Raw genomic sequence first — 16,730 nt, 5'->3', positions numbered from 1 at the left:
CACGCTAAAACGGGAATAAAACCGGAATTAACACCACGCACACCACCATCACCAGCACGGTGAACGGCACGCCCAGCTTCACGAAATCGCTGAACTTATAATTCCCCGGCCCCAGCACCAGCGTGTTCACCGGCGATGAAACCGGCGTCATAAACGCCGCGGATGCCGCCATCGCGACCATCATCGCAAACGGGTACGGCGACACCCCCATGGATTTCGCCATCGCCAGCGCAATGGGCGCCATCAGCACCGCCGTCGCGGTATTCGAGATAAATAACCCTATCGTGGCGCACATGACAAACAGACAGACCATCATCATGTACGGTCCATACCCGCCGCCCACGTCCATCAAGCCTTTTACGATCAGATCTACCCCGCCGGTTTTTTGCAGTGCCAGGGCAAAGGGCATCATCCCGACGATAAGAATAATGCTCGGCCAGTGAATGGCTTTATACGCGCTTTCGGCGTCAATGCAGCGGAATTTCCCCATCAGCAGGCAGGCGATAATGGCCGCGACCGGATTAGGGATTTCATCGGTCAGCATCAGCGCCACCATCAGCACCAGACAGAAAATCGCATGGGGCGCCTGGCTGTGCGCCGGGGAGGCATCGCTCTCCTCGACCGGCATGTTGAGCACCACAAAATCACGCCCTTTTTGCCCGAGCTGGCTTATCAGCTTCCAGTTGCCGACCACGAGAAAGATATCGCCCAGCAGGATCGGCTCATCGACGACGGCCCCTTCCATCGCCACGCCATCACGCTTCAGCCCCACTACGTTCAGGCCATAGCGGGTACGGAACCCCATTTCACGCACGGTTTTACCCAGCAGTTCCGATTCCGGTATCAGCGACACTTCGGCCATCCCCACATCCAGCGCCTGGTCGGAGAAATACTCGCCGCGTAGCACCATCGGCTCCAGCAGCTGCTCGCTACAGAACTCTCGCAGATCCACGTCCGCCGTTGACATATCAATCAGCAGGACGTCACGCGCGCGGAACTCTGATACCCCGTTCACGTTAACGATCACCCGGCGAAAACGACGCCAGCGCTCAACCCCGATCACGTTCGCGCCATAACGCTCGCGCAGCTTAAGGTCGTCGAGCCGCTGGCCGACCATCGGCGAGCCGGGGCGAATGGCCAGACGGCGCGCCCGCCCGGTGAGGCGGTACTCTTTGATCAGATCGCGGAAGGTACGTCGCTTCCACCCCTCTTTATTCTTATCCTGTTTGTCGCCTTTGAGGGCAAAACGGGTCAGCAGCATGTAGACCACGCCCATCGCCAGAATCACCAGCCCAAGCGGGGTAACGCTGAAAAAGCTGAAGCCCTGAAACCCTTCACGAATCAGCTCGCTGTTGACAACCAGGTTCGGCGGCGTCGCCACCAGCGTCATCATTCCGCTGATCAAACCGGCAAAGCTCAGGGGCATCATCAGGCGCGACGGCGAGCTCTGCATCCGCATTGAAACGCTCAGCACCACCGGAATAAAAATAGCGACCACGCCCGTTGAGCTCATAAACGCCCCCAGTCCGGCGACCGTCAGCATCAGGTAGATCAGCATTTTGGTTTCACTGCTGCCGGCCACCTTAACCAACCACGCGCCCATGATGGTCGCCACGCCGGTGCGAACAAGGCCGTCGCCGATGATAAACAGGGCAGCTATAAGGATAACGTTGGGGTCGCTGAACCCGGAGAAGGCTTCCGGTAGCGTGAGCGTGCCGCTCAGCACAAACGCGACGATGACAAACAGGGCGACGGCATCCATGCGCACCTTGCCTGTGGCGAAGAGAATAATGGCGATTAAAAGCAGGCTCAGAACCCAGATCAGTTCACCGTTCACAACCTATCCTTGTCAGTGGAAGATGAGAAATTTTGCCATAAAAAAGCCCCAGCAGCGTGGGGCTATATCATGGGATTACATTTTTAGCGAGACGGTTACAACTCCGTCGGGCGCTTTTGACACCGCCAGCGCCGTCAGGGAATGAATCACAAAGTCCGCCTCGTCCAGGCGTGGAGATCCAGCCGGAACGTTAACGGCAATGACGTGGCTCCCGGCGTTCAGCCCGGCCAGCACGCCAGCGGCCGCATCTTCCACCACCACACACTCTGCAGGCGCGAAGCCCAGCATTTCTGCACCAAGCAGAAACGCATCCGGCTCCGGCTTGCCGCGTTTAACGCGCTCAGCCGTAATGAACACCTCTGGCTTCGGTAAACCGGCCGCCTTATGGCGGGCATGCGCGACCGGAACAGAGCCGGAGGTGACGATAGCCCACGGGATCTGCGCTTCATTCAGATGCTCAAGCAGTTCGCGCGCCCCGGGCAGCGCGGTAATGCCCTCGGTGTCGGTGGCCTCAATCTGCTCCAGGTATTTGAACTCCGCCTGGATCTCTTCCTCAGAACGCCCCGCTAAAAAGTGCCGCAATGAGGTAATGGCCTGTTTGCCATGGATAAAATTCAGCACGTCCTGGTGGTCGATGCCGTGCCGGTCGGCCCAGTGGCACCACGAGCGTTCCACCACCGGCAGCGAATCCACCAGCGTACCGTCCAGATCAAACAGAAAACCTTTACACTGCACACGCACCTCCGTCAGGCATTAATGATTTGTTGAATTTCGTTGCTGCTTAAATGGTACTGACGCGGGCAGGCGTGCCACGCGCTCAGCATACGTTGATATTTATCCCACATGGGGGTTTGGGCGTTGAAGCCGTGCGTTCCCGCATCAAAATGGGTGTAGCGCCCTTCGGTGTTCACCATAAAGCGAACATAGCTCAGATAGCGCGCTTCCGTCGCGGCATCAAAGCCTAAGAAGGTCACGCGACGTTCGTCAATGGTCTGCTGGTCTTTGAGGTTCGTCCAGGAGACGTGCAGAGCGTGATACATCTCCATAATGTCGATCACGATGCGGCAGGTTTCTTCTTTCAGCTCGCCAAACTCGCGGTCCAGTTCGCGCATTTGCAAACCAAAACCGCGTTCGACGATGGTTTGCAGGCGGCTGTAGCGCGCAGCGTTATCGGGATCAAGCATAGTCATCATCTTGTACTGGTTAGACAAAATCAGACGTTGAGCATGGGTCATTTCCATCTTTCGACTCCTGTAGCGCATTGCACTGTAAAAAAAAGACACGGTAACGGTGTGTTACTGTGCCTTCTTTTGTTAGTCGTTTCGATGATCAATCACAAGTCATCGAGGAATGTTTTATCCAGCTGCTTAAAAGCACGCTTTAACGTGTCCGCCAGCGCCTGGTAATCCGGCTTGCCTTCAACCGGGGCCAGCGCCTGCCCGGCCTCCTCCAGTTTTCCACGCACTTCATAAAACCAGTGTAAAATAGAAGGCGGAAGCGGCGTTATGGAGCGTTTGCCTAACCACCACAGCCCCTGCATCGGCAGACTTAACGCGAAGAGCGCCGTTGCGACGGCAGGACCTAGCTGTCCACCGAGGGCGATTTGCCAGCACAGAGTAAAGATAGCGACCGGAGGCATAAAGCGAATCGCATAGCGCGTGGCGCGGATCGTGCGATTCTCAATAAACATTGGCGCAAGGCGCTTTTCCATTGGCCACGTCTTTGCGTAATGCTGTCCCCGACGAAACAGACTGAAAAAGCTCACGGACGGGATTTCGGGTGTCGACATGGCTGTACCTCAACTTCACATATAAAAATTAAAATTTTTGTGCAAAACCACAACAGGCTATGACAACGTTCAAAATATTTTGTCATCGCTACCCCGTATCGGGTATTCTGTGCCAGCCTGATAGGGCCGTAGACGAGAAGCGTTAACTCGTCAAATTATCGCATATTATGCCATTGTCTGAAAAATGTTCAAAATGGCTTAAAATCATAGGTATTTCTTCCATCCTGCCAGAATGTTCGTTTGGCATGATGTTAATCATAAACGTCTGGGTCAGCTTGCGTTACGCTTTTAGGCTCATTGACGTTTTTTTAGCCACGTATCAATTATAGGTACTTCCATGTCGAGTAAGTTAGTACTGGTTCTGAACTGCGGTAGCTCTTCACTGAAATTCGCCATCATCGATGCGCTCAACGGTGACGAGTACCTCTCTGGTTTGGCCGAATGTTTCCATCTGCCTGAAGCACGTATCAAGTGGAAGATGGACGGCAGCAAACAAGAAGCGGCTTTAGGTGCAGGCGCCGCTCACAGTGAAGCGCTGAACTTTATCGTTAACACTATTCTGGCACAAAAACCAGAACTGTCTGCTCAGCTGACTGCGATTGGTCACCGTATCGTCCACGGCGGCGAAAAATACACCAGCTCCGTTGTCATCGACGACTCTGTTATCCAGGGCATCAAAGACTCTGCCTCTTTTGCTCCGCTGCATAACCCGGCGCACCTGATCGGTATCGCTGAAGCGCTGAAGTCCTTCCCGAATCTGAAAGACAAAAACGTGGCCGTGTTTGACACCGCGTTCCATCAGACCATGCCGGAAGAGTCTTACCTCTATGCCCTGCCGTACAGCCTGTACAAAGAGCACGGCGTTCGTCGCTACGGCGCGCACGGCACCAGCCACTTCTATGTGACTCAGGAAGCCGCAAAAGTCCTGAACAAGCCGGTTGAAGAAGTCAACATCATCACCTGCCACCTGGGCAACGGTGGTTCTGTTTCTGCTATCCGCAACGGTAAATGTGTTGATACCTCTATGGGTCTGACCCCGCTGGAAGGTCTGGTGATGGGTACCCGTTCCGGTGACATCGACCCGGCGATCATCTTCCACCTGCACGACACTCTGGGCATGAGCGTTGACGACATCAACAAAATGCTGACCAAAGAGTCTGGCCTGCTGGGTCTGACCGAAGTCACCAGCGACTGCCGTTACGTTGAAGACAACTACGACAGCAAAGAAGACGCGAAGCGTGCAATGGACGTTTACTGCCACCGTCTGGCGAAGTACATCGGTTCTTACACCGCGCTGATGGATGGTCGTCTGGACGCGGTTATCTTCACCGGCGGCATCGGTGAGAACGCGGCAATGGTACGTGAACTGTCCCTGGGCAAACTGGGCGTACTGGGCTTCGAAGTCGATCACGAGCGTAACCTGGCTGCCCGCTTCGGCAAGTCTGGCTTCATCAACAAAGAAGGCACCCGCCCGGCTATCGTTATCCCAACTAACGAAGAGCTGGTCATCGCGCAAGACGCGTGCCGCCTGACTGCCTGATTCCACACCGCCAGCAATGCTGGCGGTGCTGTTTTGTAACCCGCCCAACGCGGCGGTAACGAAAGAGGATAAACCGTGTCCCGTACTATTATGCTGATCCCTACCGGAACCAGCGTCGGCCTGACCAGCGTCAGCCTCGGCGTGATCCGCGCTATGGAACGCAAAGGCGTTCGTCTGAGCGTCTTTAAGCCTATTGCCCAGCCTCGTGCCGGTGGCGATGCGCCAGACCAGACCACCACCATCGTGCGTAAGAATTCCAATCTACCTGCGGCTGAACCGCTGAAGATGAGCCACGTTGAGTCTCTGCTCTCCAGCAACCAGAAAGACGTGCTGATGGAAGAGATCATCGCCAACTACCACGCTAACGCGCAGGACGCGGAAGTGGTGCTGGTTGAAGGCCTGGTCCCGACCCGCAAACACCAGTTTGCCCAGTCCCTGAACTTTGAAATCGCGAAAACCCTGAACGCAGAGATCGTTTTCGTGATGTCTCAGGGGACTGATACCCCAGAGCAGCTGAAAGAGCGTATCGAACTGACGCGCAGCAGCTTCGGCGGCGCGAAAAACACCAGCATCACCGGCGTGATCGTTAACAAACTGAACGCACCGGTTGATGAACAGGGCCGTACGCGTCCTGACCTGTCCGAAATCTTCGACGACTCTTCCAAAGCGAAAGTCATCAAGGTTGATCCGGCAAAGCTGCAGGAATCCAGCCCGCTGCCTGTACTCGGCGCAGTGCCATGGAGCTTCGATCTGATTGCCACCCGTGCAATCGATATGGCGCGTCACCTGAACGCGACCATCGTTAACGAAGGCGATATCAACACCCGCCGCGTGAAGTCCGTGACCTTCTGTGCGCGCAGCATTCCGCACATGCTGGAGCACTTCCGCGCAGGTTCCCTGCTGGTGACCTCCGCAGACCGTCCGGACGTGCTGGTTGCTGCCTGCCTGGCGGCGATGAACGGCGTGGAAATCGGTGCAATCCTGCTGACCGGCGGCTACGAAATGGACGCGCGCATCAGCAAGCTGTGCGAACGAGCGTTCGCTACCGGCCTGCCAGTCTTCATGGTCAACACCAACACCTGGCAGACCTCTCTGAGCCTGCAAAGCTTCAACCTGGAAGTGCCGGTTGATGACCACGAGCGTATCGAGAAAGTTCAGGAATACGTTGCGGGCTACATCAACGCGGACTGGATCGAATCCCTGACCGCGACCTCCGAGCGCAGCCGCCGTCTGTCTCCTCCAGCCTTCCGCTACCAGCTGACCGAGCTGGCGCGTAAAGCGGGCAAACGCGTGGTTCTGCCAGAAGGCGACGAGCCACGTACCGTTAAAGCGGCGGCTATCTGTGCAGAGCGCGGCATCGCGACCTGCGTGCTGCTGGGTAACCCGGATGAGATCAACCGCGTTGCGGCGTCTCAGGGCGTTGAGCTGGGCACAGGCATCGAAATCGTTGACCCGGAAGTGGTTCGCGAAAGCTACGTTGCCCGTCTGGTTGAGCTGCGTAAGAACAAGGGCATGACCGAAGCGGTTGCGCGCGAGCAGCTGGAAGACAACGTCGTGCTGGGCACACTGATGCTGGAGCAGGACGAAGTTGACGGTCTGGTTTCCGGTGCGGTTCACACCACCGCGAACACCATCCGTCCACCGTTGCAGCTGATCAAAACCGCACCGGGCAGCTCGCTGGTCTCCTCCGTGTTCTTCATGCTGCTGCCTGAACAGGTTTACGTTTACGGCGACTGCGCGATCAACCCGGATCCTACCGCAGAACAGCTGGCAGAAATCGCTATCCAGTCTGCGGACTCCGCGACCGCTTTCGGTATCGAGCCGCGCGTAGCAATGCTCTCCTACTCCACCGGCACCTCTGGTGCAGGTAGCGACGTAGAGAAAGTCCGTGAAGCGACCCGTATTGCGCAGGAAAAACGTCCAGACCTGATGATCGACGGCCCGCTGCAGTACGACGCCGCGGTAATGGCTGACGTGGCGAAATCCAAAGCGCCGAACTCGCCGGTTGCCGGTCGCGCTACCGTGTTCATCTTCCCGGATCTGAACACCGGTAACACCACCTACAAAGCGGTACAGCGTTCTGCCGACCTGATCTCCATCGGGCCAATGCTGCAGGGCATGCGCAAGCCTGTGAACGACCTGTCCCGCGGTGCGCTGGTTGACGATATCGTCTACACCATCGCGCTGACGGCGATTCAGTCTTCGCAGCAGCAGTAATGTTTTGCCGGATGGCGCTTCGCTTATCCGGCCTACAGGACCGTAGACCCGGTAAGCGCCAGCGCCACCGGGCAACAAAAAGGCGACCACACGGTCGCCTTTTTTTATTACAGCAGCTCCCGCGCCGCCGACACAATGTCATGCGCCGTCAGGCCATACTCTTTTTGCAGGAAGTCCTGTGTGCCCACCTGGCCGTAACGCTCCTTCACGCCCACGCGACGCATCGGCACCGGGCAGGTCTCCACCAGCACTTCCGCCACCGCTGACCCGAGACCGTTGTGAATACTGTGGTTTTCGCAGGTCACAATACGCCCGGTTTTCTCGGCATAGTTTTTCACCAGCATCCGATCGATGGGCTTCAGGGTAAACATGTCGATGACCGCTGCGCTTACCCCCTCCTGTTCCAGCTGGCGCGCCGCCTCCAGCGCTTCCGCCACCATGACGCCGTTGGCAATCAGCGTGATATCGCTTCCCTCGCGCAACACGTTGCCTTTGCCAATGGTGAAGGTTGAGCCCGGCGCATAGACGCTCGGCGCCTGCTTGCGGATGGTGCGCACCCAGTAGAAGCCTTCGAGATCGATAAGCTGACGCAGCACATCCTCGAACATCACCGCATCGGTAACTTCCAGCACCACCGAATGCGCCAGACCGCGCACGATGCCCATATCCTCGAAGGACATGTGCGTCCCACCGTTGTGGCAGGCCGTCACGCCCGCATCCGAGGCAATCACCTTCACGTTGTTGCGCTGGTAGTCCAGGGACATAAACAGCTGGTCGAAGCAGCGGCGGCTGGCAAACGCGGTGAAAGTGTGCACGAACGGCTTACGGCCGGTGAGCGACAGCCCCGCCGCAGTGCCGATGACGTTGGCCTCCATAATGCCGCAGTTAATCACGTGCTGCGGATAATCGCGCGCTACGCCGTCCATCGCCATTGAACTCATCAGGTCCGCTTCCAGGGCGATAATCTCGCTGCCGGCCTCAATCTGCTTTGCCACAAAGCCCGCGTAGACCTTGCGCATCTCAACGGCGTCTTTCTGTCCTGCCGGTGCAACCTTAATCATGTGAAGCCTCCAGTTGGCGAATCGTCTCATTGAGGGCCGCTTTGCTCTCCGCGGTCAATCGCAGGTGGTGCGAGTTGCTGAGCTGTTCCAGGTAAGGCACGCCCTGCCCTTTGATGCTGTCGAGGATCACCACCCGCGGACGCGCATCGGCCTCCGGTACCCTTGAAGTCACCTTCAGCAGTGCCGGAATGTCATCCCCTTTGACCGTCACCACGTCAAAGCCAAAGGCGCGGAATTTGCCCTCCAGGTCGAAGGCACAGATGATTTCGTCCAGTTCGCCGTCGAGCTGCTGTTTGTTCCAGTCCACGAACACGGTCAGGTTGTTCAGACGATGGTGAGCGATAAACTGGAACGCTTCCCAGCACTGGCCTTCGTTCAGCTCGCCGTCGCCAACGATGCAGAAGACCCGATTCGGTCGCCCGGCCAGCCTGTGCGAGAGTGCCATACCGCCCGCAATGGAGATCCCCTGCCCCAGCGAGCCGGTGGTGGCATCCACGCCGCGCGTTTTCAGGCGGTCCGGGTGGCTGGGCAGACGCGTGCCGTTCTGGTTCAGCGTGCTCAACTCTTCAACCGGGAAGTAGCCCTTAATCGCCAGGGTGCTGTAGAGCGCCGGGCCTGCATGACCTTTCGACAGCACAAAGTAATCGCGCTCAGGCCAGTCCGGATCCGCCGGGTCGATCTTCATCACGGCGCCGTACAGCACCGCCAGGGTTTCCACCACCGACATGCTGCCGCCGTAGTGCCCAAAGCCCAGCTGCGTCAGGGATTTGAGGGTTTCAAGACGGATCTGACGCGCCAGTTCGGTTATCTTGTTCTCATTCATGATTTGGCTCCGGTATTTTCCTGCGCGTTACTACCCGCAGGTTTGTTTTTCGCGAAGATGTTGTAGGCCACCAGCAGCGCGAACAGCGCCACAACCAGCCCGGTGATGGCAAGCGGTGACAGGAAGCGCGCCAGGTTGCCCAGCACAATCCCGACCGCGCCGAAGTCGGCGTCCGAGAAGGTGGTGTTAGCAAAGCCAATCGCACCCAGTACCGGCAGCAGCAGGACCGGGAGGAAGGTAATCAGCAGGCCGTTAGCAAAGGCGCCTATCATTGCCCCGCGGCGTCCACCGGTGGCGTTACCGAACACGCCCGCCGTTGCGCCGGTGAAGAAGTGCGGCACTACGCCCGGCAGGATCAGCACCCAGCTAAACTGACCGCAGATCAACAACCCCACAATTCCCCCGAGGAAGCTGAACAGGAAGCCAATCAGCACCGCGTTTGGCGCATACGGGTAGACCACCGGGCAGTCCAGCGCCGGACGCGCGTTCGGCACCAGTTTTTCTGAGAAGCCGGTAAAGGCCGGGACGATTTCCGCCAGAATCAGGCGCACGCCCTGCAGGATGATGAACACGCCCGCCGCGAAGGTGATCGCCATGATGATGGCGTAGACCAGGTAGTTTTGCCCGCCGCTGAAGGTGGACTCCACGTACTCACGCCCGGCGCTTACCGCCATGATCAGGTAGATAATCATCATGGTCAGGGAGATGGAGATCGAACTGTCGCGCAGGAAGCTGAGGTTTTTCGGCAGGTTCATCTCTTCGGTGGAGCGCGAGCCTTTGCCGACCCTGCTGCCAATCCAGCCGGACAGCACGTAGCCCAGCGTACCGAAATGACCGAAGGCGATCTCATCGTTGCCGGTAATACGCTTCATATAGCGCTGCGCAATCGCCGGGAAAAAGGCCATAATCAGGCCGAGGATCAGCGAACCGGTAAATACCAGCCCTACTCCCTCGAAGCCTGCGACCGTCAGGATCACGCCAATCATGCACGCCATGTAGAAGGTGTGGTGCCCGGTCAGGAAGATGTACTTCAGGCGGGTAAAGCGCGCGACGACAATGTTCGCCACCATGCCGAAGGCCATGATCAGCGCGGTCGAGGCACCGTATTTTTCCAGCGCGATCGACACAATCGCTTCATTGTTTGGAATAATGCCCTGGATATTAAAAGCGTGCTCAAACATACCGCCTAACGGGTTTAACGACCCCACCAGCACCGTGGCGCCACCGCCCAGTACAATAAAGCCGAGAATCGTTTTAATTGTGCCTTTTACGACATCAGAAAACGCTTTTTTCTGCGCGACCAGACCAATTAACGCAATTAAACCCACCAGCACCGAAGGGACTTTTAAAATATCGACAACGAAATTCAGCGTTTCAAGGATAAACATATCCACCTCGCCTTATCAGGGTTATTGTCTGTCGAACCAGGCGCGCAGCTGCGCTTCGAGTTCGTTGATATCAATGATGTTGTTGATCACCACCAGCTGGCTTTCCGGCACGCTGGCGCTGGCCGCAATGTCTTTCGCCATCACGAACAGGTCCGCCGCGCCCGGCGTGGCGGAGGAGAGATCGGAGTGTTCAACCTCGGCCTCAATGTCCAGCTTTTTAAGCACTTTTTTAATGTTCATTTCGACCATAAAACTGCTGCCCAGGCCAGAACCGCAAATAGCCATGATTTTCATTGTTGTCCCCTTATTTTGAGTAGAGCACGCCCCATCACGCTGGCGCGTAATGTTGTGAATAATCGGATTAAAAAATTAAATCAGAAGCGGTCAATAATGGTTTTAATGTCCTCCAGGGTATTCGCCTGATGTAATTTCTCCATATCTTCGTCGCTGGAAAATAATTCAGCGAGCGCGGATATCATTTCGATATGGCTATGTTTATCCGGTGCCGCAAGCATAATAATCAGATCGACAGGGTCAAACTCTCCGGCACCAAAAGAGACGCCCTGTTTTAGTTTTAGTAATGACAAGCCCAGTCCTTTGGCGCCTTCCTCCGGCCGCGCATGCGGCATGGCTAGCCCTGGTGCCAGCACATAATAGGGTCCTAACGTATGGTGCTGCTGAATGATTGCCGTCACGTACTCCGGTGCAATCACCTGCAGATCCAGCAGCGGTTTCGCGCATATCTCCAGCGCCTGTGGCCAGCTTTCCACGCTATCCTGCAGCGTGATGGTTGTATCATATATCCACTTTTTGAGCATTTTCCCTCCCGCCAAACGCTAAAGATGGGCAAACTTTATTCAACCCATCAATCATTGACTGCGATCGCGATCACAAAGATAGCGCTACCAATTACCAACATGCAGAAATGTGATAGCGCTATCAAAATGTAATCATGGTGTGAAATCACAGCAAAAAAAGGGATTTAAGGCGTATACTGCCTGTCACCTGAAATGAAGGAAAAAAGAACGCGTCTGGTCAGCAGGAAGGTGTATGTCTTTAACCCGAAAACGGCGCAGTACCGGAAAAGTCACGCTCGCTGATGTCGCGCAGCTTGCCGGAGTCGGCACGATGACCGTCTCCCGTGCGCTCCGCACGCCCGAACAGGTTTCCGATAAACTGCGTGAAAAAATTGAAGCTGCGGTGCAGGAGCTGGGTTATATGCCCAATCTCGCCGCCAGCGCACTGGCATCCGCGTCCTCATGGACGATTGCGATGGTTGTTCCCAACCTTTCCGAAGCCGGTTGCTCTGAAATGTTTGCGGGCCTACAGCAGGTGCTGCAGCCCGCCGGATACCAGATCATGCTGGCAGAGTCCCAGCATCGGCTTGAGCAGGAAGAGAAGCTGCTTGAGACCCTGCTGGCGTCAAATATCGCCGCCGCGATTTTGCTCAGCGTCGAGCACACCGACACTGTTCGCCACTGGCTGAAAAACGCCTCGATTCCGGTAATGGAGATGGGTGCGATGCGCGCCGATCCGATCGATATGAATATCGGGATCGATAACGTGGCGGCCATGTACGAGCTGACAGAAATGGTGATTAGGCGCGGCTACCAGAATATCGGCCTGCTGTGCGCCAACCAGGAGCAGTGGATTTTCCAGCAGCATTTGCAGGGCTGGTACAAGGCGATGCTGCGCCATCATCTGTCGCCAAACCGGGTGATTAACGCGGCGATGCCGCCGAGCTTCTCGACTGGCGCGGCACAGCTGCCAGAGTTCTTGCTGGCGTGGCCGGAGCTGGATGCGCTGGTGTGCGTATCAGACGAGCTGGCCTGCGGCGCGCTGTATGAGTGTCAGCGTCGACGCATTAAAGTGCCGGACGATCTGGCTGTCGTGGGCTTTGGCGATAGCGACGTGAGCCGCGTCTGCCAGCCGCCGCTGACGACGATGGCGGTACCGCATCGAAAGATTGGGATTGAGGCAGGTAAAGCGCTACTGGAACGTCTGAATGACGGAGACTGGCGCGACCAAAAACCCATCGCGTCCAGCCTGTGCCTGCGGGAAAGCTGTTAAGGCTTACTCAGCCTCTTCCTCTTTTTCCGCTTTGTTTTCCGGCTTAGCGGATTCGTTTTTGGCGTTGCGGGTCATCCACAGCGCCAGCGCTTTTAACGAATCCGGCGTGAACTCGTCGCAGCGGGCGGTAATCTCTTCCGGCGTCATCCAGCAGACTTCGCTCACTTCCTCTTCCTGCAGGGCGAAAGGCCCATGGGAAACGCAGCTAAACAGTCCACCCCAGACGCGGCAATGTTCGTCTTCGAAATAGAACTGCCCGTGCTCGGCAAACGGCACCCCGGCGATACCTAACTCTTCTTCCGCTTCACGACGTGCGGAATCCAGCAGCACTTCATCGGCCTGCACGACGCCGCCTGCGGTGGCATCAAGCATGCCCGGAAGAAAATCTTTGGTGTCCGTGCGGCGCTGGACCAGAATCTTGCCCATGCCGTCATGCACAACGATGTACGTTGCACGGTGACGCAGGCGCTCTGCACGCATTTGTTCGCGGCTCGCCTGCGCGATCACTTCATTTTCTTCGCTGACAATGTCAACCCATTCAGTACTTGCCAAATGATTCTGCTCCACCATCGGGAAACCTTCTCGTCTAAGCGCTCTTTCGGCGCGTTTGCAGTTGTGGTGTAACTTACGGATTAATCGCTACCTGCGCAATAACTTGCTGATCATTAAGTGCGATAACGCTCAGGGTATTTCCATCCAGCAGGCCATAGCTCGCAGGATATCCGCCTTTCGGGATGCTGACCGACCCCGGATTAAAGTGATAAATCTCACCGCGTTTTTCAGCCACCGGAATATGAGTATGGCCGTAAACCAGGACATCGCCAGCCGCGAGCGCCGGGAGATTATCCGGGCCGAAAAGGTGTCCGTGGGTCAGAAACAGGCGGCTGTTTTCCAGCAGAACCTGTTGCCATGGCGCGGTAAGGGGAAAATGCAGCAGCATCTGGTCGACTTCGCTGTCGCAATTACCGCGAACGGCGATAATGCGCGAGGCAAACGGGTTAAGCTTTTCCGCCACCTGCGCCGGGGCATAGCCTTCCGGCAGCGCATTACGCGGACCATGATTTAACACATCCCCCAGAATCACCAGCCATTGGGCCCCGCTTTGCGAAAACAGAGAAAGCACTCGCTCGGTCGCGGGCAGCGATCCATGGATATCTGACGCAAACATCAGTTTCATCCGTCACTCCCTGGTAAAAAAACTCCCCTTATCATACCTGAAGCGTCAGGGCTTATCAGCCCGCGCGCTTAGCGGAGAGTGCCACATAGCGCTGTACGGAGGCTCGCTGCCACTGGAACGCCGCATAGTCCACCAGCAGTTGAGGGACCTCATCGCCGTTGAGGATCAAACGGTTCAGCATCAGCGCCAGATCGGTATCGGCAATACACCATTCACCGAACAGGTTCGGGTTGCCGTGAGCGAGCAGCGAGGCTGCAGTTTCAATCAGCTTTTGCGCGCTGTCGACGCCTTCTGCGCTGAGCGCTGGCTTTTTCACACCGGCAAACACGACATCCGTGGAGCGCTCGACGCGAATCGGCACCAGGTCGCTACGCAGCCACGCCTGGATCTGCCGGGCGCGGGCGCGCTTTTGCAGATCGTGAGGATAGATGCGCTCCCACTCCGGCGGCGCAAAACGATCTTCCAGATATTCATCGATCGCCGAGGATTCGCTCAGTGCAAAACCATCCAGTTCCAGCACCGGCACGCGTCGCGTCAGGTCGTAACCCTGCCACTGGGGTTTGAGGTGTTCACCACCGTCGAGATCGACGGTCTTCAGCGTAAAAGAGAGCCCCTTTTCGGCCAGCGCGACGTAAACGCTCATAACATAGGGAGAAAAGAAATTTGCATCGGACCACAACGTAATTACGGGCTGGTTCATAACATCCTCATCGGCTGATCGGTTTTTACTCAACATATAATCTCTTTGCTTCGCTGTCACTTGATGAAAACTCACGATTTACAACAAGCACCTATACTCATTTGTCATGGCACCACTATTCGCATGGACAGGAGTTGAGAATGATTGACCTTTATTACGCCCCTACCCCAAACGGCCACAAGATCACCCTCTTTCTCGAAGAAGCCGAACTGGATTACAGAATCATCCGCGTGGATATCAGCAAAGGCGAACAGTTCAACCCTGTGTTTTTGGCTATTTCGCCCAACAATAAAATTCCGGCCATTATTGATAGCCAGCCGGCGGACGGAGGCAGGCCGTTGAGCCTGTTTGAATCCGGTGAAATTTTGCTTTATCTGGCAGAGAAAACCGGCAAGCTGCTGAGCGGTGAACTGCGCGAGCGTCACCACACTCTGCAGTGGCTTTTCTGGCAGTCAAGCGGCTTTGGGCCGATGCTGGGGCAGAACCACCACTTCACCGCCTTCGCGCCGCAGACCATTCCTTACGCCATTGAGCGATATCAGGTTGAAACCCAGCGTCTTTACGGCGTTCTGAACCAGCGGCTGGAGAAAACGCCGTGGCTCGGGGGCGACCATTACAGCATTGCCGATATCGCCTGCTGGCCGTGGGTAAATACGCATGATAAACACCGGATTGACTTAGCGTCTTACCCGGCGGTGAACAACTGGTTTGAGCGTATCCGGACCCGCCCGGCCACCGAACGCGCAATGCAAAAAATCCAGCAGGTTTAATCACCTATGAGGCTGGGTGGCTGAGAGGCTCTCATGTATTATGGGCGGGAAATACTGACACGGAGAAGACCTGCAATGTCACAGCCAGACGCTATTATTCGTATAAAAAATTTACGCTTGCGCACGTTCATTGGTATCAAAGAGGAAGAGATTGCCAACCGTCAGGATATTGTCATTAATGTGGTGATTCACTACCCGGCAGACAAAGCGCGGGCCAGTGAAGACATCAATGACGCGCTGAACTATCGCACGATCACTAAAAACATCATCCAGTACGTGGAAAACAACCGCTTCTCTCTGCTGGAAAAATTAACCCAGGATGTGCTCGATATCGCACGCGATCATCACTGGGTCACTTATGCTGAAGTAGAGATCGATAAACTTCACGCCCTGCGCTATGCCGACTCCGTCTCCATGACGTTAAGCTGGCGACGCCAGGCGTAAACCTGGAGGTTGTATGAAGATTCTGCTGACCGGCGGTACTGGCCTGATTGGGCGCCATCTCATTGCGCGTTTGGAGGCGCTGCATCATGACATTACCGTAGTGACCCGCAGCCCGGAGAAAGCGCGCCAGGTGCTGGGCGCGGGGGTCGATATCTGGAAAGGGCTGGCCGATCGGCAGAATCTGGACGGCTTCGACGCCGTCATCAACCTTGCGGGTGAACCCATCGCCGATAAGCGCTGGACCGAAGAGCAGAAACAGCGGTTGTGCAGCAGCCGCTGGAACATCACCGAGAAGCTGGTTGAGCTGATTCGCAACAGCCAGACCCCGCCGTCGGTGCTGATTTCAGGCTCTGCGACGGGCTATTACGGCGATCTCGGCGAAGTGGTGGTGACCGAGGAAGAGCCGCCCCACAACGAGTTCACCCATAAACTCTGCGCCCAGTGGGAGCGCATCGCCTGCGCGGCGCAAAGCGATAATACCCGCGTCTGCCTGCTGCGTACCGGCGTGGTGCTTGCGCCGAAAGGCGGCATTCTGGGTAAAATGCTTCCGCCCTTCAGGCTGGGGCTCGGCGGGCCGATCGGCAACGGGCGACAGTACCTGGCCTGGATCCATATCGACGATATGGTGAACGGCATTATCTGGCTGCTGGATAACGATCTGCGCGGGCCGTTTAACATGGTTGCGCCGTATCCGGTGCGAAATGAACAGTTTGCCCACGCGCTGGGCCATGCCCTGCATCGCCCGGCGATATTGCGCGTGCCTGCGACGGCAATTCGCCTGTTGATGGGCGAAGCGTCCGTGCTAGTGCTGGGCGGTCAGCGCGCGCTGCCAAAACGGCTGGAAGCGGCGGGGTTTGCGTTTCGCTGGTATGACTTAGAAGAGGCGCTGGGGGATGTGGTACGCTGAATATGTT

General features: G+C 56.6%; 18 protein-coding genes. 6 read left to right on the top strand and 12 right to left on the bottom strand.

Annotated features, from left to right (window positions below; translation table 11 throughout):
• Window positions 1–4 precede the first annotated feature (4 nt).
• From INF77_RS09705 to yfbV, 4 genes are all read right to left on the bottom strand, one after another.
• Window positions 5–1,837, bottom strand: coding sequence for an SLC13 family permease (locus INF77_RS09705; protein ID WP_028013936.1), 1,833 nt, complete (start codon window positions 1,835–1,837; stop codon window positions 5–7).
• Window positions 1,838–1,912: 75 nt separating this feature from the next.
• Window positions 1,913–2,572: a sugar phosphatase gene (locus INF77_RS09700; RefSeq protein ID WP_041908926.1), complete on the bottom strand. Its 660-nt coding sequence runs from the start codon at window positions 2,570–2,572 to the stop codon at window positions 1,913–1,915.
• A gap of 11 nt (window positions 2,573–2,583) precedes the next feature.
• Window positions 2,584–3,078 (bottom strand): YfbU family protein, encoded by a 495-nt coding sequence (locus INF77_RS09695; RefSeq protein WP_003861461.1) that lies wholly within the window; start codon window positions 3,076–3,078, stop codon window positions 2,584–2,586.
• Between the two features lie 92 nt (window positions 3,079–3,170).
• Window positions 3,171–3,626 (bottom strand): terminus macrodomain insulation protein YfbV, encoded by a 456-nt coding sequence (gene yfbV, locus INF77_RS09690; protein WP_028013938.1) that lies wholly within the window; start codon window positions 3,624–3,626, stop codon window positions 3,171–3,173.
• A gap of 337 nt (window positions 3,627–3,963) precedes the next feature.
• On the opposite strand from yfbV, the gene ackA reads away from it, so the two are divergent.
• Both ackA and pta read left to right on the top strand, forming a co-directional pair.
• Window positions 3,964–5,166 (top strand): acetate kinase, encoded by a 1,203-nt coding sequence (gene ackA / locus INF77_RS09685; protein WP_041908924.1) that lies wholly within the window; start codon window positions 3,964–3,966, stop codon window positions 5,164–5,166.
• Between the two features lie 75 nt (window positions 5,167–5,241).
• On the top strand, window positions 5,242–7,383 hold the full coding sequence (pta, locus tag INF77_RS09680; RefSeq protein WP_045259692.1) for a phosphate acetyltransferase: 2,142 nt from the start codon (window positions 5,242–5,244) through the stop codon (window positions 7,381–7,383).
• 107 nt (window positions 7,384–7,490) lie between these two features.
• Here the strand turns inward: pta and INF77_RS09675 are convergent, their stop codons facing one another.
• From INF77_RS09675 to INF77_RS09655, 5 genes are all read right to left on the bottom strand, one after another.
• Entirely contained in the window at window positions 7,491–8,444 is a 954-nt protein-coding gene (locus INF77_RS09675) for a transketolase family protein (protein WP_193532306.1), read from the bottom strand.
• Window positions 8,437–9,267, bottom strand: coding sequence for a transketolase (locus INF77_RS09670; protein WP_193532305.1), 831 nt, complete (start codon window positions 9,265–9,267; stop codon window positions 8,437–8,439). The genes INF77_RS09675 and INF77_RS09670 overlap by 8 nt, the downstream gene beginning before the upstream one ends.
• The gene (locus tag INF77_RS09665) at window positions 9,264–10,655 is read right to left on the bottom strand and encodes a PTS ascorbate transporter subunit IIC (RefSeq protein ID WP_045631476.1); all 1,392 of its coding nucleotides are present in this window, start codon (window positions 10,653–10,655) and stop codon (window positions 9,264–9,266) included. The genes INF77_RS09670 and INF77_RS09665 overlap by 4 nt, the downstream gene beginning before the upstream one ends.
• Before the next feature lie 21 nt (window positions 10,656–10,676).
• Complete coding sequence (locus tag INF77_RS09660; protein WP_041908914.1) at window positions 10,677–10,949, bottom strand: PTS sugar transporter subunit IIB; 273 nt, start codon at window positions 10,947–10,949, stop codon at window positions 10,677–10,679.
• An 80-nt stretch (window positions 10,950–11,029) separates the two neighbouring features.
• Window positions 11,030–11,473: a PTS sugar transporter subunit IIA gene (locus INF77_RS09655; RefSeq protein ID WP_047367993.1), complete on the bottom strand. Its 444-nt coding sequence runs from the start codon at window positions 11,471–11,473 to the stop codon at window positions 11,030–11,032.
• 232 nt (window positions 11,474–11,705) lie between these two features.
• Here INF77_RS09655 and INF77_RS09650 point away from each other — a divergent pair, with 232 nt between their 5' ends.
• Entirely contained in the window at window positions 11,706–12,725 is a 1,020-nt protein-coding gene (locus tag INF77_RS09650) for a LacI family DNA-binding transcriptional regulator (RefSeq protein WP_041908911.1), read from the top strand.
• Window positions 12,726–12,728: 3 nt separating this feature from the next.
• On the opposite strand, the gene yfcD is transcribed toward INF77_RS09650, so the two are convergent.
• Genes yfcD through yfcF form a run of 3 tightly spaced genes read right to left on the bottom strand, consistent with a single transcriptional unit; the run spans window position 12,729 to window position 14,602 of the window.
• The gene (gene yfcD, locus INF77_RS09645) at window positions 12,729–13,295 is read right to left on the bottom strand and encodes an NUDIX hydrolase YfcD (protein WP_006811396.1); all 567 of its coding nucleotides are present in this window, start codon (window positions 13,293–13,295) and stop codon (window positions 12,729–12,731) included.
• 55 nt (window positions 13,296–13,350) lie between these two features.
• Window positions 13,351–13,902: a phosphodiesterase gene (gene yfcE, locus INF77_RS09640; RefSeq protein ID WP_028013947.1), complete on the bottom strand. Its 552-nt coding sequence runs from the start codon at window positions 13,900–13,902 to the stop codon at window positions 13,351–13,353.
• A gap of 55 nt (window positions 13,903–13,957) precedes the next feature.
• Window positions 13,958–14,602: a glutathione transferase gene (gene yfcF, locus INF77_RS09635; RefSeq protein WP_047367994.1), complete on the bottom strand. Its 645-nt coding sequence runs from the start codon at window positions 14,600–14,602 to the stop codon at window positions 13,958–13,960.
• A gap of 140 nt (window positions 14,603–14,742) precedes the next feature.
• Between yfcF and yfcG the strand changes: the two genes are divergently transcribed.
• The 3 genes from yfcG (at window position 14,743) to INF77_RS09620 (ending at window position 16,723) form a co-directional block, all read left to right on the top strand.
• Window positions 14,743–15,372 (top strand): GSH-dependent disulfide bond oxidoreductase, encoded by a 630-nt coding sequence (gene yfcG, locus INF77_RS09630; RefSeq protein WP_028013949.1) that lies wholly within the window; start codon window positions 14,743–14,745, stop codon window positions 15,370–15,372.
• 75 nt (window positions 15,373–15,447) lie between these two features.
• A complete protein-coding gene (gene folX, locus INF77_RS09625) occupies window positions 15,448–15,816 on the top strand; it encodes a dihydroneopterin triphosphate 2'-epimerase (protein ID WP_028013950.1) in 369 nt (122 codons plus the stop codon).
• A 13-nt stretch (window positions 15,817–15,829) separates the two neighbouring features.
• The gene (locus INF77_RS09620; protein WP_193532304.1) at window positions 15,830–16,723 is read left to right on the top strand and encodes a TIGR01777 family oxidoreductase; all 894 of its coding nucleotides are present in this window, start codon (window positions 15,830–15,832) and stop codon (window positions 16,721–16,723) included.
• The last annotated feature ends 7 nt before the right edge of the window (window positions 16,724–16,730 follow it).

It is taken from the genome of Enterobacter cloacae complex sp. P1B (assembly GCF_014982345.1).
Classification (GTDB): Bacteria; Pseudomonadota; Gammaproteobacteria; order Enterobacterales; family Enterobacteriaceae; genus Enterobacter; species Enterobacter bugandensis.
The sequence above is the reverse complement of the archived record's forward strand: the minus strand, read 5'-3'. Positions and strand labels throughout refer to the sequence as shown.